This window comes from Kribbella sp. NPDC056951 (assembly GCF_042674205.1).
In the GTDB taxonomy this organism is placed as follows: Bacteria; Actinomycetota; Actinomycetes; order Propionibacteriales; family Kribbellaceae; genus Kribbella; species Kribbella yunnanensis.
This window is the reverse complement of record NZ_JBHUQZ010000007.1, coordinates 85265-107109: the sequence shown is the minus strand read 5'-3', so window position 1 is coordinate 107109 and position 21845 is coordinate 85265. Positions and strand designations below refer to the sequence as shown.

Here is a 21845-nt window from a genome sequence, read left to right as displayed (position 1 = left end):
GACATGGCACCGAGAGGCCCGTACGCGAAGGGGGTCGCCAAGCGCGAGGAGATCCTGACCACGGCGCTCGAGGTGATCGCGCGGCAGGGGTACCGCAAGACGTCGACGCGTGAACTGGCGAGTGCGGCCGGGCTGAGCGAGGCCGGGCTGCTGCACTACTTCGGATCGAAGGAGAAGCTCTTCGAGGAGGTACTGCGAGCGCGTGACACCGCCGACACCGAGCGACTCGGCGAGGAGTCCGACGCGGTCGGCAAACTCGGCGCCATCATGCGGCACAACGCCGGCGTTCCGGGCCTCGTCCAGCTGTACTCGACCTTCTCCGCGGAGGCCGGGGATCCCCAGCACGGCGCCCACGAGTACTTCGTGGAACGGTACGGCGATCTGCGCGAGGTACTGGCCGCAAGCATCCAGCACCGGCAGGCGGACGGAACGATCAGCGCGGCGGCGGATCCGGAGAAGATAGCCACCCTGCTGATCGCCTTGTCCGACGGCCTGCAGATCCAGTCCCAGTTCGGGCTTCCGGACGAGCCAGGCGACGTACTGGACCATCTGATCGAACTGCTGCGACCTACCTGATCAGGCGGCGCGCACCACGCAGTCGCCGAGGATTGCGTCGATCGTCTGCAGGAGCGATGGGTCGAGCTTCACGCCGGATGCGGCAGCAGAGTTGGTGATCTGCTCAGGGCGTGAGGCTCCGACGATGGCCGAGGAGATGCCTGGCTGCTGCAGAACCCACGCGATCGCCAACTGCGCCATCGACAGCCCGGCCTCGTCCGCGAGCGGCTGGAGTCGTTGTACGCGCTCGAGGATCTCTTCCCTCAGCAGGCGCTGGATGAACTCGGATCCCGTCGGATCGGTGGCCCGGGAGCCGGCCGGGGCCGACTCACCGGGGAGGTACTTGCCGGCCAGAACGCCTTGCGCCACAGGTTGGTAGACGATCTGCCCGATCCCGGCTTCGAGGCACACGGGGACCACCTCGGCTTCGATCGTCCGGTGCAGCATGTTGTACTGCGGTTGATGGGCAACCATCCGGTCCAGCCCGAGGCCGTCGGCGATCTCGACGGCCTCGCTGATCTGCGCAGCGGTCCACTCGGAAACGCCGACGTACAGGACCTTGCCCTGCCGGATCAGGTCATCGAAGGCCCGGAGCGTTTCTTCCAGCGGCGTGTCCTCGTCGAACCGGTGCGCCTGATAGAGATCGATGTACTCGGTGCCCAACCGGCGGAGCGAGGCATGTGCCGCGTTCATGATGTGCTTGCGCGACAGGCCGCGCTCGTTCGCCCCGGGTCCGGTCGGCCAGTAGAGCTTGGTCAGGACCTCGACCGACTCCCGTCGGACACCTGCCAACGCTCGCCCCAGCACCTGCTCGGCCCGAGTCTCCGCGTACGCATCCGCGGTGTCGAAGGTGGTGATGCCGGCGTCGAGCGCCGCACGAACGCACGCAACGGCCGCATCCTGCTCGATCTGGGAACCATGGGTGATCCAGTTCCCGTAGGTGATCTCGCTGACCTTCAAACCGCTGCGGCCGAGCCGCCGGTGCTGCATGCCCGGAGTCCTCCTTCATCACGTCAAGGAGCGCAACGAGTCAGATTTCTGGAAGCGCTCCCGGTCACCGTACTGATCGGCCTTCCCCGCGGCAAACGCGAAGATTCGTCAGCAAATCGAGGCATTGACGGCCACCGATGCCATCCGACACTATCGGTCACACATCGCTCACGGACTGAGCAAACCGGAAGCGCTCCCGGAGATCGCCCCACCCCGAGACAGGAGCAGCAATGAGAACGAGAAGGATCACCCGCGGCCTGGTCGCCGCCGGCCTGATGGTCGCGGTCGTCGCGCCAGTGACGCAGGGCGCCCAAGCCACCGTGACCGCCGGCGACCCGACGCAGCTGACCAGCGGGTTCTATGTCGATCCAAACTCGAATCCAGCCACCTGGGTTCGGAACAACCCCAACGACAGCCGCCGTACCGCGATCCAGAACTCGATCGCGAGCAAGCCGATGGCGCGCTGGTTCGGCAACTGGAGCAACCCGATCGGCACCTCCGTCGGCAACTTCGTCGGGGCCGCGGACGCCGCCGACAAGCTGCCCGTGCTGGTCGCGTACAACATCCCCGGCCGGGACGCCTGCGGCGGTCACTCGGGCGGCGGCGCGGGCACACCCGCGGCGTACCGCACCTGGATCCACGACTTTGCCGTTGCCATCGGCAACCGTCCGGCGGTGGTCGTGATCGAACCCGACGCGCTCGGTGACTTCAACTGCATGAACGCGGACCAGATCGCCGTCCGCAACGGCATGCTGAAGTACGCCGTACAGCAGTTCAAGGATCTGGCTCCGAACACCTGGGCCTACCTCGACGGCGGCAACGCCGGCTGGGTCGCCGCCGACGTGATGGCGCAGCGACTGACCGGCGCCGGCCTCGCGAGCGCCCACGGCTTCACGCTGAACGTATCGAACTACTACACCACCGCCCAGACGGTCAGCTACGGCAACGCAGTCAACGGCAAACTGTCCGCGGCCAAGCCCTACGTAATCGACACCAGCCGGAACGGCAACGGCCCCGGCAGCGACTGGTGCAACCCGCCCGGCCGCAAGCTCGGTACCACGTCTCGGCTCGGCGGCGGCGCGGAGATGCTGCTGTGGATCAAGGTCCCGGGCGACTCCGACGGCTCCTGCGGGACCGGCGCCGGCATCCCGGCCGGCACCTTCAGTCCCGTCCTGGCCATGCACCTGATCAACGGAAACTGACCCACCGAGCCAACCGGCTCGACTCGATCCCTCCGGGCCCGCCGTCCCGAGCGGCGGGCCCGGAGCCGCCGACACGGGTCCTTCTGGTGGAGGTCAGAAGCTGGCCGCTACAGGTCGCAGGATGGTTGTCATCAGGCCAGGGAAAGGAATGATGATCATGCTGCGAGGAGTTTGCACCGTGGGGTTCGCTGCCGATGATCTGGAGGCGGCAGGACGCTGGTACGCCGGTTTGCTGGGCATCGAGCCGTACTTTCGCGCCTACGAGTGCGAGACGTGTGGGGCGCGAGCGTTCGGTGACGATCGTTGCGCCGAATGCGGTACCGCTATGCGGCTGGGATACATCGAGTTCAGGGTCGGCGACGACCAGGTCGAGCTCGGGTTCATCGACCGCCGCTACACGCCATCCGGCACCGTGAATGCCGCAACCGTCGCTTGGCACGTTGATGACCTGAAGGCGACGATGGAAACCCTGCTGGCGATGGGTGCCACCGAGCATGAGCCGATCACCGAGCAGGGCGGCGCCGGATCAGGATTCGTGACCGCCTCGGTCATCGACCCGTTCGGGAACGTGCTCGGCGTCTACCACAACCCGCACTACCTCGAGATGCTGGCCGCTCGGTCCAAGCCCTGAAGGTTAGGGGGTGATCAGCTCTACCTTGCTTGCGGTGAGGGCCTCTCGCAGGTCGGCGGGGGGCGGGGTATCGGTGATCAGGTAGTCGGCGCTGCTCAGTTCGGAGACTTGGGCGAAGAGGCGGCGGCCGAACTTGGAGGAGTCGGCGAGGATTGCTACGCGGGTGGCGCGCGAGAGCATTTCTTGCATCATCGCGGCTTCGGCGAGATTGCTGGTGGTGTAGCCGGCGTCGGCGGAGATTGCGCCGACGCCGATCAGGGCGAGGTCGCAGCTGATGTCCAGCTCGGCGCCTCCGTTGACGCGGAAGCTGACCGGGCCGATCGTGGCCAGGGTGAGTGAGCGCACCGCGCCGCCGAAGACGTAGATGTCGCGGACGGCCGACGGGGGTAGCGCGGCCGGGACGAGCAGGTTGTTCGTGGCCACGGTGAGATCGCGGTGCTGGCGCAGGCTCCGAGCTAGCGCGAGGGTGGTCGTCCCGCCGTTGATCATGATGGTGGAGCCGTCCTGGACCAGGGCGGCGGCCAGCGTCGCGATCTTTTCCTTCTCCTGCTCCTGCAGGGTCAGCCGCTGGTCGACGGCGCGGTCGGTGCGGGAGATCGTCGACAGGCTGACAGCGCCGCCGTACGTGCGCACGAGGACGCCATCGGCGCTCAGCTGATCGAGGTCGCGTCTGACGGTGTCGATGGAGACGCCGAAGCGCTCGGCCAGTTCGCCGACCGTGACCTGACCGGTCTCGGCGACGTACGCCGCGAGCTGGGCTTTGCGGCCAGCGGGCAGATCCCGCCTGTCGTCCTTGTCCACGCTCACTCTTCCTCCCGATTCGTGCGGAAGTATGCCACAACCACGCGCACATGCCTGCCGCGAACACTCTCTGCTGTGCATTAGTCTGCCATACGTTGCGGCTCTTTGCAGCTCTACTCTTGTGCTTGCGATATCTCGCTGTTAGCTTGGCGCCAATCCCGCAAAGAACAGAACGAAGGAGCTCGCCATGGCGACACGCAGATCCCGGCTGAGGCGTCTGGTAGGGGGGATGACGGCGATTGCGACCGTCGCGTCACTGGCGGCGTGCGGCTCTGGTGGCTCGGACGGCGCCGCAGCGGACGGCACCGTGACGCTGGAGTTCGCCCAGTGGTGGGGAGCCGAACTCCCCGCCGGGAATTTCGAGAAGCTCATCGATGACTTCACGGCGCAGAACCCGAACATCAAGGTGAAGCTGCTCAGCGCGCCGTACGCGTCGACCAAGCAGCAACTCGTCACCGGCGCTGCGTCCAAGACCCTGCCCGACGTCGTGGGGCTCGACGGTGCCTGGGTCAACGACTTCGCCAAGCAGGGCGCGATCACCGATCTGTCCAAGCTGATGACCGACGCCAAGTACGACGCCGGCCAGCTCGCCAGCCAGGTGCAGCTCGAGGGCAAGACCTACATGATCCCGGTGGTCAACTTCGTCTACCCGCTCTTCGTCAACAAGGATCTACTCGCCAAGGCCGGTGTCACGGCGGTTCCCAGCACACGCACCGAGTTCCTGGACGCGGCCAAGAAGATCAGTGCGAGCGGCGGTGACGTCAAAGGCTGGGCGCTTCCGCTCGACACCGCCGTACCGAACGGCGTCCAGAACGACGTGATGTCGTGGTTGTGGGCATCCGGCGGCAGCATGCTGCAGGACGGCAAGCCGAACCTGACCAGCGCTCCGGTCAAGAGCACAGTCGAATTCGTCAAGAGCCTGAACGACGCCGGGGTGATCGCGCCCGGCTCGCTCACCATGAAAGAGCAGGACAAGGTCGAGAAGTTCACCAACGGCCAGGTCGGCATGATGATCGACTCGCTCGCGCACATCAACCTGATCAAGAAGAACAAGCCGGGCCTGAAATTCGAGGTGGCAGCGCTGCCGGCCGAGGACGGCTACACCGGTAAGCGCGGGATCCCGTACGCGTCCTGGGGAATCGGCATCTCCAACTCCACCAAGCACAAGGCCGAGGCATTCAAGTTGGTGTCCTACCTGATGAGCCAGGAGACCAACGCGAAACTCAGCACGATGGCCAACGGCTTCCCCGGCAACAAGAACGCGAAGCCCGACTTCAGCGACAGCGACCCGCTGTTCAAGACCGCGTTCGACATCTACCAGCAGGGCTACCCGGCCAACGAGTTCGTCGGTCTGCCCAAGTCCGAGGACCTGATGCGCAGCTTCGACGAGCAGCTCCAGCTGGTGCTGACCGGCAAGACCGGCGTCGACGACGCGCTCGCCAAGTCCCAGGAGTCCTGGACCTCGGTGATCCAGTAGCCCGCCAGGGCGCCCGATCAAGGAGAGGCATCGATGACGCTCACCGCAACCGAGACAGTGACGCCGGCCAAGCAGGTCGGTCCGGGCCGCCGCCCCGCCCGGGCCCGTGCCCTGATCCCCTACGGCTATCTGAGTCCCACGATTCTGCTGATCGTGGTCCTGATGGTGATTCCGATCGTCATGGTGATCGGCTACTCGTTCCGGGACAACGTGATCGTCCAGGAGAACTCGGTGTTCGCCGGGATCACCAACTACACCAAGGTCCTCACCGACCCGGACTTCCTGGCCGCGCTGAAGAACACGGGGGTGTTCATCTCGGTCAGTACCGTGGCCCACCTGCTCCTGGGCCTGGCCTTCGCGATGATGCTCAACACGCAACTGCTGAGCGGAGTCACGAAGGCCGTCTTCCGGATCGTCTACATCCTGCCGTGGCTGTTCACGATCGCGGTGATCGCCGTCATCTGGCGGCTGCTGCTCGATCCGTCCGGCGTGGTCAACTACGTGCTGCACACGCTGGGCGTGGTCCAGGAGGGTGTGAACTGGCTCGGCGACCCCGGTACGGCGCTCTGGGCGGTGACGTTCGTCAATATCTGGTCCGGCTATCCGTTCTTCATGATCAGCCTGCTCGCCGGGCTCCAGGGCATTCCGCACGACCTGTACGAAGCGGCCGCCGTGGACGGGGCGAACCCGTTCCAGCGGTTCCTGAACGTCACGCTTCCGCAGTTGCGGCCGGTGATCATCAGTATGGCGGTGCTCGACCTGATCTGGACGTCGCAGCAGTTCGCGCTGATCTGGATGACGACCGGCGGCGGGCCGCTCAACTCGACCGAGATGCTCAGTACCTACACGTACAAACGGGCTTTCAGCGAATACGAGTTCGCCACCGCATCTGCGGCCGCCGTGATCGTGTTGCTGCTGACGATGGTGCTGGCCTTCTTCTACGTGCGCCAGCAAAGGGAGCGCTGACATGGCCAGAGTCGAGACCCGCCGTACCCTCGCGAAGGCCGGCGTCATCGCCGGGCTGATCCTGGGCGCGCTCTTCGCCGGACTGCCGGTCCTGTGGATGCTCTCCACGTCGTTCAAGAGCAACGGGGAAGTTTTCCAGAGCCCGCCGAAGCTGCTCACCGAGAGCTTCTCGCTCGACGCCTATCGCGAGATCCTCGGCAACGGCGCCCAGCTCCGGTTCTTCCTCAACAGCTACATCGTCGCTTTCGCGGTCACCATCCTGACGCTCCTGGTGGCGCTGCTGGCTGGTTACGCGTTCAGCCGCTTCCGGTTTCCGTTCCAGCGGACCATCAACGCCGCGATCGTCAGCGTCCAGGCCGTCCCGCCGATCACGCTGGTCGTCCCGTACTTCGGGCTCGTGGTCGCGCTCGGTCTGTACAACACCTATCCGGGCCTGATCCTCACGCACATGGTGTTCACCCTCCCCTACGCGATCATCATGATCACCGCGTACCTGAACACACTGCCGCGCGAGCTGGACGAGTCCGTCAAGGTCGACGGCGGCACCGGCTGGAGCGCTCTGTGGCGGGTCCTGGTGCCGATCTCGGTTCCCGGTCTGATCGCGGTCGGGGTCTACACGTTCATGATCTCGTGGAACGAATACCTGTTCGCGCTGACGCTGACCCGCACCGACGACATGCGCACAGTGCCGATCGGCATCCAGTTGCTGATGGGCCAGCACTCGTACGAGTGGAACCAGATGATGGCGATGAGCATCCTCGGCTCGGTTCCCGTCCTGGTCCTCTTCCTGCTCTTCCAGCGACGGTTCATCGGCGGACTCACCGCCGGCGCCGTCAAATCCTGACACCCCCTCAAAGGAGATCACGCATGCTGACGACCACCAAGGTGATACTTGACGTCGCCAACGAGCACAGCTTCGCCGTACCGGCCTTCAACATCAGCGACTGGGCGATGTTCCAGGGGATCGTCGAGATCAGCGAGGAGAAGGACGCGCCGCTGATCGTCGGGATCCACCCGGACGAGGTGAAGCACATCGGCCGCGAAATGATCACCGGCATGATCGAGCGATCACACCGATCGAGTGTGCCGATCGCGATCCACTGGGACCACGGAGCGACGTACGAGCAAGTGCTGGAGGCGATCCAGTACGGCTTCACCTCGGTGATGATCGACGCCTCGTTGAAGCCGTTCGAAGAGAACGTCGCGCTCTCGAAGAAGGTCACCGACTCCGCGCACGCGCTCGGTCTGTCGGTGGAGGCCGAGCTCGGCACCATCGGCGCGAACGACAGCTACGCCGAGGCCGGCGCCGCCACGATCATCTACACCGATCCCGACGATGCGGTGACGTTCGTCGAACAGACCGGCGTGGACTGCCTCGCGGTGGCGATCGGCACGTACCACGGCTTCTATCCGGCGCACCTGAAGCCCGAGCTGAAACTCGACCTGCTCAAGGAGATCAAGAGTCAGGTGCGGATTCCGCTGGTGCTGCACGGCGGCTCCGGCAACCCGGACGACGAGATCGCCGAGGCCGCGCGGATCGGCATCAACAAGATCAACATCTCGACCGATATCAAGGTCGCGTACCACGACAAGATGCGCGAGGTACTGGGCAACGATCCGAAGACGCGCGAGCCGAACGCCATCCAGCCGGCCTGCATCGACGCCATGAAGATCGTCGCCGCCCAGAAGATCGACCTGTTCGGTGCCACCGGCAAGGGTTCACTCTACTGATATGACCGATGCCTCCCGTGTACTGCTGGGCCTCGGCGGATGCGTCGACTACGAGTTGAAGCTCACCGCCGGCGTACTGGAACAGCTGGTTGCCGACTACAACATCAGCGCCGCGGAGCTGACGTCGCCGGTCCCGGTCGGCGGCGAGCGGGACCTTGTCGTGTCCATCCTCCAGTACGTCGCCCGCGGCGGCGGAGGCGAGCAGTACGTCGCCTCTGCCGCCACACTGGGGACTTTCGCCAACCGGTTCCCGCATCGAGTTGCCCTCGGCGGCACCTCGGTGCGGGCCGGGATCGTGATGAGTCGGCTGGGCGTGCCGTCAACGCTGCACCTGGTCAGCATCAACGACACCATGCGCGGACTGCTGCCGCCGGACACCGAGTACATCTCCAGCAGCGTCGAGGACACCTTCTACCCGCACCTGATCGTCCAGTACGACGCGGGCCTGCGGATCCGCACCGGCGATCTCGACATCACCGCGCCGTACCCGAATCGGCTGATCTACGTCAACGACCCGGCCAACGGCGCCATGTTGCTGGCCGACGAACTGGGCGACCGGCTGAGCAAAGCGTCCGTGTTCCTGATCTCGGGCTTCAACGCCATGCGCGACCAAGAGGAGCTCGACCGGCGACTCACCGAACTGCGATCACACCTGCGGCAACTGCCACCGGATGCGGTGACCTACTTCGAGGACGCGGCCTTCCACGAGCCCGCGTTCAGCCGCCACGTCCGCGACGCATTGCTCGAGATGATCGACGTGTACGGGTTGAACGAGGACGAGCTGCAGTCGTTCGTCGGGCACCCCGTGAACCTGCTCTCCGCAACCGAAGTCGCAGACGCGCTCACGGCGCTGCACGCGCTCATCGCCGTACCGACGCTGGTAGTGCACACGAAGTACTGGGTGGCGGCGTTCGGCGAACGCGCCGACCAGTACGCCGACGCTCTCGACACCGGCACCGTGATGGCCACCGCCCGCTACCGCCACGGCGACGACTTCACCGCAGACGACGTCGACCGCCTGCGCGCGCAACCGCGATGGCCCGAGTCCATCACGTTCGCCGCGGCGCTCCACGAGCGGATGGGCGCCGCGGTCCACTGTGTCCCCGGATTCGTCCTCGACATCGAGAACCCCACCACCGTCGGACTCGGCGACACCTTCGTCGGCGGCTTCCTCGCAGCCGTCGCCGAGCCGCGTTCGTTGCGGTAGGCAAGTTCTTTAGAAGTTCGGCTGCGCCCAGCCGAGGTAGCTGTTGAAGTACGGCAGGCTCGCCTTGCCGATCCTCCCGTTGACACTGGTCGCCCAGAAGTTGCCGTCACCCGTCGCGATGCCGACATGTCCGTAGGAGCTGATGTTCCAGAACACCAGCGCTCCCTTCGGCGGGTTCAGGTCACCCCGGTGCGCCGCGCCCCGCCGTACGGCGTCGTTCCAGTTGGCGATCGCCGACGCATAGATGCCGGTCCGGCCATACGCGTTCTCGACGGCCTTCTCGCAGTACCCCTGGTACGACGTGGAGCCGTTACGGGCCCTGAACCACGCGATCGCGTCATCGGCCCGCGACTGCGGACCGAACGACGTACTGGCGATCGGCGCCGGCGCGGGAGTTGCTGTCGCGGTGGCCGGAACAGTGACGACCAGCCCGCCGAGCACGGCGGCGGTCGCGGTCAGACGCGTGAACGAGCGAACAAAAGCTGACCTCATGATGGTTGCCTTTCACTCTCAACTGCGACGGGAGGGCTTGTTCCGTCAAGGCAAGCAGAGCGTGACCGCGTTGTCGCAGTGGGCAACGGAGGAAACTCACGAAGACCTGATGTGTTAGGTAGGCAATTTACGGATCGTTGCCCGCCGTCACATGAAGGTTGCTCCGGACTGATCCGGATGATCCTTGGGCGCAGACATCCCGGCCAGGAACGCAGCATAGAGTCCCGCCACGGTCTGAATGGTCGGCAGATCCACTGCGACGTGGAACGCCGCCGGATCCACAGCATCGATGGAGATCATCCCGAACAGCGTGTCACCCGACGCGACCGGCACCGCCATGAACGAGCGGTACTTCTTGCGGGGGTTCCAACCGACCGCCGGAGTCTCTCCCTCGACGTAACGCCAGGTGCGGGGCTCCCGCGCATCCAGCGCGTTGAAGGTCTCCGTGCCGCGGCCGCCGTCGCCCTCGAACACCGCGCGCATCGGCTTGGAATTACCCCGACCAGCGCGGTGCCGGAACACCAGACGACGATCGGAGATGTCGCCTTCCACCAAGTACAGACACACTCGCACACCGGCGTCTGCTCCACCATGCAGATTGGCGAGACCAGCCAAGGTGGCCGTCTCCGCCGCGCCGGCGAGTCGCTGTCTCGGCAATGTCTCGCCGGGGTCCAGCTGCGCGAGCCCTCCCAAGTGTTCCGCCAGCGGGGCGATGACACCGTTGACCGTCTGCACGCGAAACGCGATCTCGTCCTTCTCGCGGGCGCCTGCCCGCTTCGCCCGCATGCCGGCCTCCCAGGCCAAGAACGCCGGGATGGCGACGATCACCGCGGCACACACCATCCCCATCAGCCGGATGATCTTCTTCCGGTCGCCGGAGAAGATCCACCACCCGGTCTGGCCAGGCAGCACCTCGCCGTAGTCGACCTGCAGCGCCCAGGCCCCGAGCCCGGCCGCGATCACCACGCCCCACAGCGACAACCGCCACCACGACAGGCGGCGGTACCAGGGACGCACGTCGGGGGCCTCCGACCTGCGACGCCCGTTGAATTCGAGCATGCACAACTCCCAACGCCTGTGAAGTTAGCTGTCGGGTTCGGGCTGAGAGTCAAGACCCGGTCCGCTCCCGCGGACTTCACCCCAAGGGTCCCGACCACTCACAGTCGAGACTCCAACCTCCTGGGTCCCCCACCCCTGCCACAGTCCTTCGAGGGGAGTCCGTGTGTCCGGCAGGGTTCGGCGTTGACACACAAACAGTCCAGTTACTCACTGGACTGTCGGCGACAGTAGCAGAGCGATGCCGGAACGGCTCGCAACGTCGCGGGACACGCTCAGCGTCGGCGTTTCGCCTTGTCTACAAGGCTTGTCGACACGGCCGGCGGAATCCGGCGCAGGCCGAAACCTCTCGCCACGCCGACACTTCGCGCACATTCGGTCATCCCAACGGCGAATTCAGTCGGGGTGCCGGACTTCTCAGGCCCTGCCGGCCAGCCGTTCTGCCAGACCGCGGAGGCCGATGAGACGCAAGAGCTTCACTCTTGTCTCGAGGGCGCGTCGCTGCTCTCGCTCGCGGACGTCGGCAGCCGCGGCCGCTTCGCTCTCAGCGCGTACCCGAGCGAAGTATTCGTCGGGGTCTCGCGCCGCGGCGACGGCTCGTTCGGGTCCGGACATATCCCCTAGCGGCTCCACAACATTCCCCTCAGCGATTGCTCGTGGCACGACCCTGGCACGAGCCGAGCCCGAGCAACAGGCACCCGACCGCACAGTGTCCCTAACGTGATGATCTTCAACCACTTTCACCTTTACGCGAATCTAACGTAAGCCTCAACGGTCGAATCCGTCCCCAAGTCACACAGAACCTGCGCGAGCACTCCGGACGCGGTCGCGTTCGTACGACGAGTCTCGCCACGAACCCGCATCGTTGGGAAGGCCAGAGCTCGGGGCATCCAGGGGCAGCCCCCAAACCCCTTTCAGAGCTGACCGCGCGCCCGAACCCGCCAGATGACGGCGACAGATCGACGAGGTATCGGTCAGAGCAGGTTCGCGGTGACCAGGTGCTTTTCGACTTGGGCTATCTCGTCGGGGTTGAGGGGGATTTGGGGTGGGGCCATGGTGCCGGATTCGATGATGCCGCGGAGGTGGAGGGCTGCTTTGAAGGCGCCGAGGGCGGAGGAGCTCACGCCCATGCGGGTCGGGTCGCCTACTCGGATCAGGTCGAAGAGGCGGATTAGGCGTTCCTGCTCGGTGCGGGCGGCTTCCCAGTTGCCGGCGGTGGCTTGGTTGACGAGGTTTACATAGCCGTGGGGGTCTACGTTGCCTAGGCCTGGGACTACTCCGTCGGCGCCCATTCGCAGGGCGTTGTCGACGGTTAGTTCGGAGCCGGTGAGGATGCTGAAGTTGGTGATGTCGCCGCGGTCGCGGGCGCCCAGGATGACGTTGCGTAGGCCGGCCTCGTCGCCGCTGGAGTCCTTCAGGCCAGCCAGTACGCCGTCCGCCGCTAGCTGCAGCACTAGATCCGCGCCGAGTTTGGAGTGGACGGAGACCGGGAGGTCGTACGCGAACACGGGTAGTCCGGCGGCCGCTGCGACCAGGCGGAAGTGTTGGTCGATCTCGGCCGGGTGCGTGCGGGTGTAGAAGGGCGCGGTCACGACGATGCCGTCGACGCCGGCGGCGACTGCGGTGCGGACGTGGTCGATGACGCGCAGGGTCGCGGTGTCGATCACACCTGCAAGCACTGGCAGTCGGCCGGCTACGTGGCCGACCACGGTGTCGAGCACGACCTTGCGGTGTCCGTCCGGTAGGTAGGCCACCTCGGAGGTGGAACCGAGCACGAACAGTCCGCTCACGCCGCCGTCGATCAGGTGGTCGACCAGCCGAACCAGGGAGGCGGTGTCCACCTCGTGATCCGGGGTCAACGGCGTACAGACAGGTGGGATGACACCGGTCAGGCGGGCTGGCAAGGTCATGAACGCTCCAATGCTTGGGTGATCAGGTCATCGGTGGACTCGCGCTCCACGACCGGGTGATAGCAGCGGAACCGGTGTGCCGGATGGGCGGCGTCGGACTCGAAGTCCGGCATTGAGCCGGCGCAGCTGTCGTCGGCCTTCCAGCAGCGGGTGCGGAACGGGCAGCCGCTCGGTGGTCGGGTCGCCGACGGCACCGGGCCGGTCAGTGGGATCGGATCGATCGGAGAGATGAGTCCGGGAGTCGCAGAGAAGAGCGCCCGGGTGTACGGGTGCCGCGCCCGCCTGGCGATGCCGGCGACTGGTGCCTCCTCGACGATCCGGCCGAGATACATGGTGATCACTCGATCACTCATCCTTCGAACGGTCTGGATGTCGTGCGAAACGAACACGAGCGAAAGACCGAGGCGTTCCTTGAGATCCAGCAGCAGGTTGAGGATCTGCGCGCGGACCGACACGTCGAGCGCACTCGTCGGTTCGTCGGCAACCAGCAGCGACGGCTCGAGCGCGAGTGCACGTGCGATCGCCACCCGTTGCCGCTGCCCGCCGGACAGCTGGCCCGGCAGGGCATCGGCGACGCTGCGGGGCAGGCCGACCAGCGCCATCAACTCCTGGACCCGTTCGTTGCGCTGAGCAACGGTCCCACGATGGTGTACGTCGAGTGGATCGCGCAGCACCCGGCGTACGGGTAGCCGGCGGTTCAGCGCGGTCGACGGGTCCTGGAAGATCATTCCGGTCCCGGTGCCGATCGCCTGGCGACGCTCGGCGGGTTTCATCGACCAGATGTCTCGGCCGCGGAACGACGCCGTACCCTCGGTCGGTTCCTGTACGCCGACCAACACCTTGGCCAGCGTGGATTTCCCGCAGCCGGACTCCCCCACCACTCCGACGGTCTCCCCCGCGGCAATGGTCAGGTCGGCCCCGGTCAGCGCGTAGACCCGGTCCTTGCGGAACAGACCGCCGGACCGAGCCCGGTGGACGACGTGTACGCCGGACAGTTCGAGCACAGGCTCCGTCATCGCAGTGCCTCCTTCTCCAAGGGCTCCGACGGCTCCGGTACGGCGAGTGCGATCGCGGGGTGATGGCATGCCACCCGGTGTTGCGCCTGCCCAGTCAGCGCCGGAGCGGTGCTGCGGCACAGCTCGGTGACCATCGGGCACCGGTCGGCGAACCGGCAACCGGCCGGGAAGTCAGCCGGTGAAGGTACGACGCCGCGGATCTGGGTCAGCCGGGCCGCGCCGGATTCCAGCGACAAGACCGAACCCAGCAGACCACGGGCGTAGTGGTGCGCCGGCTCGCCGACCAGGTCGGCCGTGACGCCGGTCTCGACGATCTGGCCGCCGTACATCACGACCACTCGATCGGTGACGTCCGCGACCAGCGCCAGGTCGTGCGACACCAGGATCAAGGCGAAACCGAGCTCGGCTCGCAGTCGCAGCAGCAACTGGATCACCTGGGCCTGCACGGTGACGTCGAGTGCCGTGGTCGGCTCGTCCGCGACGATGAGCTTGGGGTCCCGAGACAGCGCCATGGCGATGAGCACTCGCTGGCGTTGACCGCCGGAGAGCTCGTGCGGGTAGCTGGTCAGGGTGCGTTCGGGATCCAGGCCGACCAGTTCCAGCAGCTCAGTCGGAGTACGTCGACCGCCCCGGCGCACCACCTGCTTCAACTGGGCCTTGATCGTCATCGCAGGGTTCAGCGAGGACAACGCGTCCTGATAGATCATCGCCATGTCGTGGCCGAGCAGCCGGCGCCGTTCGGTGCGGCGCAGGCTCAGCAGGTCCTTGCCGTCGAACCGGATCCGGCCCCGGATCCGGGCGCCGCGCGGCTCAAGTCCCATCACGGCGAGCGCGGTCAGCGACTTGCCACACCCGGACTCGCCAACCAGGCCGAGGACCTCACCCGGCCGTACGTCGAAGCTGATCCCATCGACGATGTCGACGCCGTCATGCCGGCCTTCGAAGCCGATCGCCAACTGCTGCACGGACAGCACGGGTTCGCCGTCCGGCAACGGTCGCGCGCGTTCCCGCAGCCGAGCCGCCGCCAGGTCGAGACCGGGCAGTTCGACGAGTTCACCGGAGCCCGGCTGCGCGGTCTCCAACGCATCCTTGTCCTTCTTGCTCTCCGCCCGACGCCCGCCCGGCGCCGCCCAGGCGTCAGAGACGCCCTCGGACAGGATGTTCAGCGACAGCACGGTGATCAGGATCAGCAATCCCGGGAACACCGTCGCCCACCAGCCACCCAGCAGCACCATATTCTTGCCATCGGCAATGACCGAGCCCCACGACGGCTCTGGTGGCCGGACGCCTGCTCCGATGAAGGACAGTGACGCCTCGAAAACGATGGCATCGGCAACCATCACCGTGCAGAACACCAGCACCGGCGCGGCACAGTTGATCGCCACATGCCGGATCAGGATGTGCGGCGTACGGGCTCCGATGATCTTCTCCGCCACCACGTAGTCCTCGCCGTACTGCGCGAGCACGTTGGCGCGGACCACCCTGGCCACCGGCGGTGTGTACAGGAAGGCGATCGCGAACACGAGCACCGGGATCGACCCACCGAACACCGCAACCAGTACGGCGGCCAACGCGATCCCGGGGAACGCCATCACGATGTCCAGGATCCGCATCACGGTCTCGTCGACCGCCTTACGCGAAGTGGCCGCGATTGCTCCGATGATCGCGCCCGCGGTCAACGCGAGCGCGGTTGCGCCGAGACCGATCATCAGCGACCAGCGAGCGCCGTACACGAGTCGGGTGAAGATGTCGCGGTTCGCACTGTCCAGTCCGAACCAGTGCGCACCCGAAGGCCCACCGCCGGCGTCCTCCTGCGTCAGGATGTCGTACGGCGTCAGCAGCGGAGCGAACACCGCAGCCAGGATCACCACCGCCAGTACGGCGACCGCGATCCAGGCGGGCAGTGGCAGCCGCCTGAAGTTGATCCCGGGGCGAGACAACTGCCGGGCCAGGCGTGCACGCATCAGGCAGCGCTCCTCAGTCGCGGATTGACCAGCAGGTACAGCACGTCGACGACGAGGTTGACCACCACGAACCCGATCGCAATCGTCAGTACGACGCCCTGCACGACCGCCGGATCGCCGTCGCGGACGGCGTTGATCATCAGCGTGCCCATCCCCGGCAGGGTGAAGATCTGCTCGATCACGACCGCTCCGCCGAGCAGATAGCCGATCCGCAGGCCCAGCACGGTCAGCGGGTTGATCAACGCGTTCCGCAGGACGTTGCGTCCCACGACCACCATCGGTGGCAGGCCGCTGCCGATGGCGGTCCGGACGTAGTCCTTGTCCAGTTCCTCGACAACCGACGTACGAATGATCCTGATCAGCTGCGCGGCCACCGGCAGCGACAGCGCGAGCGCAGGCAACGTCATCGTCCGCAACCACGGGCCCACCCCGTCGGCCGGATTCACGTATCCGCTCGGCGGGAACCAGCCTCGGTCGACAGCGGCGTACTGGATCATCAGTAGCGCGAGCCAGAACGACGGGGCGGCGACGCCGATCAGCGAGACCAGACGGATCGCCTGGTCCGGCCAGCGGTCCCGGAAGATCGCTGCGGTGACACCGAGCAGCAACGCCAGCACTATTGCAATCAGCAGTCCCAGCAGAGTGAGCTGGAACGTCAACGGCATCGCCGTCGTGATCGATTGCAGCACCGACGCCTTGGTGAGCACGCTGGTCCCGAGATCACCTTGCAACAGGTCGCCGACGAAGTGCACGTAGCGCAGCGGCAGCGGATCCAGCAGGCCGTTCTCCTGCCGGAACATGTGCAACTGCTCTTCGGTCGGGTTCGCGCCCTGGAAGTAGGCGACCGCGGGATCGTTGGTCGAGAACCGCATCACCAGGAAGACGAACGCGATGATGCCGAGCAGCAACGGAACCAGCAGAAGCAGCCGGCGAACCAGCATGCGGACGATGACAGCCACAGTCGGTTACCTCAGGCTCGCTTGGACTGCAGCAGGTTGATCCCCGGATAAGGCTGCGCCTCGACATCGCTCAGCTTCTTCGGGTTCCAGGCCGTCATCAGCTCGGTGTGGACGACCGGATACAGCACCGCCTGCTCGGCGACCAGATCGAGGTACTCGTGGGTCAGCTTGAGCCTGGTGTCCGCGTCGGGTGCCCGGACCGCCTGGTCCATCTTCGCGAAGATCGCCTTCGCGCCGGCGCTGTTCTCCCAGCGCGTGTACTTCATCCACGACCCGCCCTGGGTGTAGTTGTAGCGCAGGATCAGGTCCGCGTCGGCACCGAACTGGTTCGGGTTCGAGGCCGCCGCGACCACCTGGTAGTCGGCGTTCTGGTCCATCTTGGTGAACACCGCGGCGGTGTCCTGCGGCTGCAGCGTGGTCTTCACGCCGATCGCGTTCCAGGAGGCCGCGATGGTCGGCAGGCAGTCGACGATCCAGCTGAGGTTCACCGCGAGCAGGTTGATCGACAGGTTCGTCACGCCGGCCTCGGCCAGCAGTGCCTTCGCCTTCGCCGGGTCATAGCTGTACACCGTCTTCGCCTTGGCGTACGCCGGGTTTTCCTCGTTCAGGAACGACGTACTGGCCCGGCCCCGGCCCTTGAGCGCGACCTCGATCATCTTCTGGGTGTCGATCGCCATGAACAGCGCCTGCCGGACCCGGACGTCGTCGAACGGCTTGTTCGCGGTGTTGAACATCAGGAACATGTGGTTCATGCCCTTGCCGCCCTCGACGGTGAGGCCCGAACTCTTCAGCTGCTCGATGTTGGCGTACGGGATGTTGTCGGAGATCTGTGCCTCCGCACTGGCACCGGAGATCTTCGCGACCCGGGCCGAGGCGTCGACGATGCTCAGCCAGTTCATCTTCTTGAACGCCGCCGGACGCGGACCGTTGTAGTCCGCGAACGCCTCGAAGGTGGTGTTCGACTTCGGCTGGTGCGAGACCTGCTTGTACGGGCCGGACCCGACCGCTTTGCCGTTCTTGGCCAGGTCCCAGGCACCCGGCTGGGAGAAGACGTGCTTGGGCATGATCTTCGCGATGGTCAGCCGGGGCGCACCGTCGGGGAACGGGAAGTTCAGGACCAGTTCGACGGACTTGTCGTCGACCTTCTTGACCTCTTTCAGCCAGGCCGCGAAGAAGTTGTAGGTCAGTACCTTCAGCTTCGGGTCGAGGATCCGCTCGAAGGTGAACACGACGTCGTCGGCGGTGACCGGCTGACCGTCGTGCCACTTCGCGCCGTCGCGCAGGGTGAACTTCCACGAGGTCGCGTTCAGGTCGGCCGGCACCTCGGTGCCCAGCGCGGCGTACGGCTGGCGGGTGATCGGGTCGGTGTCGAGCAGGCCCTCGTAGATGTGCTGCATCGCCGCCATCGTGAACGCGGATGCGCTCAGCGTCGGATCCCAGCTCTGGTTGTTGCCGTAGCCGATCACCGCGGTGACCAGGTCGGTGTCGCCACCGGCGCCTACGGATCCGGTCGAGGCCGGCCCACCGGAACAGGCCGACAATCCACCAGTGATCGTCGCGGCTGCCCCCAGCACGCCGGAGTACTTCAGGAACGACCGGCGGTCGAACCCAGATCCTGCGAATTCGTTCACGATGCCTCCGACTACAGGGGTGTGATGGTGCGTCGCAGGAGGTAGGCTGCAGCCATTCATCCCACATCCTACGTCCTATGACCGCCGACCTTAGGAGACCGTCGCCGGTCGGTCAAGCCCGGGAGCCGGCTGACCTCGGACGTAGGATGTGGGGCCATGCAGGAGCGGAAGAGTGGGAGTGCGTTGTGGCACTGACGCGGCCGAAACGCAGTGATGAGCTCGCCAACGCCATCGCGGACCTGATCATCGAGCGCAACCTGCAACCCGGTGCCCCGCTGCCGACCGAGAACGTGCTGATGGCCGACTTCCAGGTCAGCCGCAACTCGGTCCGGGAGTCGCTCAAGGCCTTGCAGGCGCTCGGGATCGTCGAGATCCGGCACGGCTACGGCACCTTCGTCGGCTCAGCCAGCTCAGCAGCGCTGCACCCGTGGTTGCTGTTCCGGACCCGGTCGTCCGGCAGCAGCGTCGAGCGGCTGAGCGAGCTGCTCGAGATCCGGGAGATCCTGGAGACCGAGCTCACCCGCCGGGTCGCCCGCACCGACAACGCCGAGCTTTTGAAGAAGCTGTCCGCCTGCGTCGACCGGATGCGCGTCGAGGGCCAGGACGCGGCCACCGCGGACCGCGAGTTCCACGAGCACATCTGCGATGCCGCGGGAGTTCCGCTCGCTCGGGAGTTGGTCGGTCTGTTCTGGGACGTCTACCGAGCCGTCGAAAGCGTGGAGACCGTGGCCCCCTCGCCGGCCGAGACCGCGGCGCGGCATCAGCGGGTCGTCGACGCGATCGGATCCGGCGACGCCGACCAGGCCGAGCAGTCCGTGCACGCCCACTTCGACGAGGTTCGCGACCGCCTCGGCACCGGCCCCTATCGCAGTCCGCGGGCCCCCAGCAGCAACTGACCTCTTGGCGAACCACGCCAGGTCGGCTACCTTGACGCCGGACATCCCACGTCCTATCTCCACTCTCAGGGAGAGTCCTATGCGCAAGTTCAGTCTTGGCCGCGTCGCGGCTCCAGTTCTGCTCGCCGTCGGCGCGCTGCTCGCATCCGTCGTTCCGGCCCAGGCCACCGAGCCGGCCGCCGCTGCGCCCTTCGTCGAAGACGGCCCCTTGTTCCAACAGCGCACGAACGGGTACGCGTGTTTCCGCATCCCGGCGATCGTGCGGGCGGCCAACAACACGGTTCTCGCGTTCGCCGAGGGCCGGGTCGCGGATTGCGGTGACGATGGCGACATCGACGTCGTACTGCGAAGGTCGACCGACGGCGGCAAGACCTGGGGGCCGCTGCAGGTGGTGTCCGAGGGAGCCGGCGACACCCACGGCAATCCCGTGCCGATGGTGGACAACCGGACCGGCCGAATCGTCCTGGTGACGACTCACAACGGCGCGGCCCCCTGTCCGAACGGGTGTGACCGCGACCCCTACGTGCAGACCAGTGACGACTCCGGGGCGACCTGGACAGCGCCGCGAGAGATCACCGACGGCAAACTGCCGAGCTGGAACTTCTGGTACGCAACCGGACCGATGCACGGCATCCAGCTCCAACACGGTCGGCACGCAGGTCGGCTGATCGTCGGCGCCAACTTCGAGTCATACGACGGCGTTGGCGCGCACGTCTACGGCACGCACCTCCTCTATAGCGACGACTCCGGCCAGACCTGGCATATCGGCGCGACCACCTCCCGCGACGACGGCACGGTGATCGCTCAAGAGGTCACCGTGATCGAGTTGGCGGACGGCCGGATCTATTCACTGGCTCGAGAACGCGGCACCGATCCGGGCAGCCGCGCGTACGCGATCAGCAGCGACGGCGGTGAGTCGTTCGACCGCCCGTTCCGGACGCTGCCCCGACTCGAGATGCCCGACGTCCAAGGATCGCTGCTCCGATTCAGCGCACCGTACGACGGCGATCGGCGGAACCGGATCCTGTTCTCCGCACCGGCCCACCCGGCTGCCCGCGAGGTGATGGCGATCCGATCGTCGTACGACGAAGCGCGCACCTGGGACACGTGGCAGCAGGGCAAGGTCTTCTGGTGGGGACCGACGGCGTACTCCGACCTGGTTCGCCTGGAAGGCGATCAGGCCGCGCTGCTCTACGAGGCCGGCGTCGCGACACCGTACGAGTCGATCCGGTACGCGCGGTTCAACGAGGCCTACCTGGCAACGCCGAACGGCACTCCCCCGGGCATCCCCGGCCCGCCCGCACCAGGCCCGACGACGGCTAACCTCGGGCCGGCCCACAACCCGGCGTACGTGCGTGGTGGAGCAACAGTTGCCGAGGGCAAGTTCGGCAGCGGTCTTGCGCTGGACGGCGTTGACGATCGCGTCGAGGTGCCGTTCGACCGCTCGATCGACGTCGGTGCACAGGACTTCACGATGATGACGTGGATCAAGTACGGCGCAACCACCGGATCACACGCGCTCCTCTGGGCCTACCGCACCGGCTCGGGCACGACACCCCAGGTCTGGCTCCGCGCCGAACCCGAAAGCAACCGAATCCGCGGGCTGATCGCGGTCGACCGCTTCAACATCACGGTGCAGTCGACGTCGGCGTACAACGACAACCAGTGGCACCACGTCGTCCTCCAACGTGCCAACGGCAAACTCCGCCTGCTCGTCGACGGAGCCGAGGTCGGTACGGCGACCGCGCCCCCTGGCTCAGTCACCGCCGGCCAGGAGTTCGGCGTACAAGGCATTCACATTGGTCAGCGTGTCGACGGCGCCAACCGCTTGCGCGGAAACCTCGACGAGGTCCGCGTCTACCGCCGCGCCCTCTCCCCCACCGAACTCACCCGAATCCGCGAGCACAACTCCCCCATCCGTCCCGCCCTCGGCCTCTCGCTCCCCTTCAATTCAGTCGATTGACCAATTCCTTCGGCTCTTGCCTGCGACCTTTCTCCACTCCATTCTGTTAGGGCGTAGGAGGTGCGCATGAGCAGGTCCAAGGTGTGGGTTGCGACCATCAGTGCCGTGCTGGTGCTCTTCACAGTCATCGTGCTGGGCACTTACCTGCTGACCGGTGAGGTCAAGGCCTGGGCGATCGGATTGGCCGGTGTGTGTTGCACAGCGACGGTCGCTATCGGGAGTTCCCTCGCGTCCCGCTCCAAGGCAGAGCCGCCAAGTCAGGGGAGGCCCAGCCAGCAGACCGGGACGACGTTTGCGAGCGGGGGCTCGATTGCGGGGCTGGCGGCCGGTAACGACATCAACATCGGTACGCCGCCTACACCTCGGCCGGAGCGACCTGACGAAGGCGTTTGATCACC

At 66.1% G+C, this 21845-nt stretch carries 20 protein-coding genes and 1 riboswitch; of the genes, 11 read left to right on the top strand and 9 right to left on the bottom strand.

The window, feature by feature from the left end:
* The first annotated feature begins 3 nt into the window (after positions 1–3).
* The gene (locus ACFTSF_RS26295; RefSeq protein ID WP_380156441.1) at positions 4–576 is read left to right on the top strand and encodes a TetR/AcrR family transcriptional regulator; all 573 of its coding nucleotides are present in this window, start codon (positions 4–6) and stop codon (positions 574–576) included.
* Here ACFTSF_RS26295 and ACFTSF_RS26290 read toward each other — a convergent pair whose 3' ends face one another.
* Positions 577–1545, bottom strand: a complete 969-nt coding sequence (locus ACFTSF_RS26290; protein WP_380156439.1) for an aldo/keto reductase family protein — start codon at positions 1543–1545, stop codon at positions 577–579.
* A 230-nt stretch (positions 1546–1775) separates the two neighbouring features.
* Between ACFTSF_RS26290 and ACFTSF_RS26285 the strand changes: the two genes are divergently transcribed.
* Positions 1776–2747: a glycoside hydrolase family 6 protein gene (locus ACFTSF_RS26285; protein ID WP_380156437.1), complete on the top strand. Its 972-nt coding sequence runs from the start codon at positions 1776–1778 to the stop codon at positions 2745–2747.
* 178 nt (positions 2748–2925) lie between these two features.
* Entirely contained in the window at positions 2926–3378 is a 453-nt protein-coding gene (locus ACFTSF_RS26280) for a VOC family protein (protein ID WP_380156435.1), read from the top strand.
* Between the two features lie 3 nt (positions 3379–3381).
* Here ACFTSF_RS26280 and ACFTSF_RS26275 read toward each other — a convergent pair whose 3' ends face one another.
* Entirely contained in the window at positions 3382–4179 is a 798-nt protein-coding gene (locus tag ACFTSF_RS26275) for a DeoR/GlpR family DNA-binding transcription regulator (protein ID WP_380156433.1), read from the bottom strand.
* Positions 4180–4366: 187 nt separating this feature from the next.
* On the opposite strand from ACFTSF_RS26275, the gene ACFTSF_RS26270 reads away from it, so the two are divergent.
* From ACFTSF_RS26270 to ACFTSF_RS26250, 5 genes are read left to right on the top strand one after another with little or no spacing between them, the layout of a single operon-like run.
* Entirely contained in the window at positions 4367–5656 is a 1290-nt protein-coding gene (locus ACFTSF_RS26270; RefSeq protein ID WP_344159015.1) for a sugar ABC transporter substrate-binding protein, read from the top strand.
* A gap of 33 nt (positions 5657–5689) precedes the next feature.
* Positions 5690–6622, top strand: coding sequence for a carbohydrate ABC transporter permease (locus tag ACFTSF_RS26265; protein WP_380156431.1), 933 nt, complete (start codon positions 5690–5692; stop codon positions 6620–6622).
* Between the two features lies 1 nt (position 6623).
* Complete coding sequence (locus ACFTSF_RS26260) at positions 6624–7466, top strand: carbohydrate ABC transporter permease (protein ID WP_380156429.1); 843 nt, start codon at positions 6624–6626, stop codon at positions 7464–7466.
* Positions 7467–7489: 23 nt separating this feature from the next.
* Positions 7490–8353 (top strand): ketose-bisphosphate aldolase, encoded by an 864-nt coding sequence (locus tag ACFTSF_RS26255; RefSeq protein ID WP_380156427.1) that lies wholly within the window; start codon positions 7490–7492, stop codon positions 8351–8353.
* A gap of 1 nt (position 8354) precedes the next feature.
* Positions 8355–9560: an ADP-dependent glucokinase/phosphofructokinase gene (locus ACFTSF_RS26250; protein ID WP_380156425.1), complete on the top strand. Its 1206-nt coding sequence runs from the start codon at positions 8355–8357 to the stop codon at positions 9558–9560.
* A 9-nt stretch (positions 9561–9569) separates the two neighbouring features.
* Here the strand turns inward: ACFTSF_RS26250 and ACFTSF_RS26245 are convergent, their stop codons facing one another.
* The 7 genes from ACFTSF_RS26245 to ACFTSF_RS26215 form a co-directional block, all read right to left on the bottom strand.
* Positions 9570–10052, bottom strand: coding sequence for a CHAP domain-containing protein (locus tag ACFTSF_RS26245; protein WP_380156423.1), 483 nt, complete (start codon positions 10050–10052; stop codon positions 9570–9572).
* Positions 10053–10199: 147 nt separating this feature from the next.
* Positions 10200–11111 (bottom strand): hypothetical protein, encoded by a 912-nt coding sequence (locus ACFTSF_RS26240; RefSeq protein WP_380156422.1) that lies wholly within the window; start codon positions 11109–11111, stop codon positions 10200–10202.
* A riboswitch (cyclic di-AMP (ydaO/yuaA leader) is annotated at positions 11111–11304 on the bottom strand. Its footprint overlaps the gene before it by 1 nt.
* 778 nt (positions 11305–12082) lie before the next feature.
* On the bottom strand, positions 12083–13018 hold the full coding sequence (locus ACFTSF_RS26235; protein WP_380156420.1) for a dihydrodipicolinate synthase family protein: 936 nt from the start codon (positions 13016–13018) through the stop codon (positions 12083–12085).
* A complete protein-coding gene (locus ACFTSF_RS26230; protein WP_380156418.1) occupies positions 13015–14034 on the bottom strand; it encodes an oligopeptide/dipeptide ABC transporter ATP-binding protein in 1020 nt (339 codons plus the stop codon). Before ACFTSF_RS26230 ends, ACFTSF_RS26235 begins: the two co-directional genes overlap by 4 nt.
* Entirely contained in the window at positions 14031–15998 is a 1968-nt protein-coding gene (locus ACFTSF_RS26225) for a dipeptide/oligopeptide/nickel ABC transporter permease/ATP-binding protein (protein ID WP_380156416.1), read from the bottom strand. The genes ACFTSF_RS26230 and ACFTSF_RS26225 overlap by 4 nt, the downstream gene beginning before the upstream one ends.
* Positions 15998–16957: an ABC transporter permease gene (locus ACFTSF_RS26220; RefSeq protein ID WP_344158993.1), complete on the bottom strand. Its 960-nt coding sequence runs from the start codon at positions 16955–16957 to the stop codon at positions 15998–16000. The genes ACFTSF_RS26225 and ACFTSF_RS26220 overlap by 1 nt, the downstream gene beginning before the upstream one ends.
* 11 nt (positions 16958–16968) lie before the next feature.
* Positions 16969–18588, bottom strand: a complete 1620-nt coding sequence (locus ACFTSF_RS26215; protein ID WP_380156414.1) for an ABC transporter substrate-binding protein — start codon at positions 18586–18588, stop codon at positions 16969–16971.
* Positions 18589–18773: 185 nt separating this feature from the next.
* On the opposite strand from ACFTSF_RS26215, the gene ACFTSF_RS26210 reads away from it, so the two are divergent.
* The 3 genes from ACFTSF_RS26210 to ACFTSF_RS26200 all read left to right on the top strand — a co-directional run bounded on the left by ACFTSF_RS26210 (position 18774) and on the right by ACFTSF_RS26200 (position 21840).
* Positions 18774–19484 carry a FadR/GntR family transcriptional regulator gene (locus tag ACFTSF_RS26210; RefSeq protein ID WP_380156412.1) on the top strand — a complete coding sequence of 237 codons (711 nt, stop codon included), beginning with the start codon at positions 18774–18776 and terminating at the stop codon, positions 19482–19484.
* A gap of 79 nt (positions 19485–19563) precedes the next feature.
* The gene (locus ACFTSF_RS26205; protein ID WP_380156410.1) at positions 19564–21447 is read left to right on the top strand and encodes an exo-alpha-sialidase; all 1884 of its coding nucleotides are present in this window, start codon (positions 19564–19566) and stop codon (positions 21445–21447) included.
* A gap of 66 nt (positions 21448–21513) precedes the next feature.
* Positions 21514–21840 (top strand): hypothetical protein, encoded by a 327-nt coding sequence (locus tag ACFTSF_RS26200; RefSeq protein WP_380156408.1) that lies wholly within the window; start codon positions 21514–21516, stop codon positions 21838–21840.
* Positions 21841–21845: the final 5 nt, after the last annotated feature.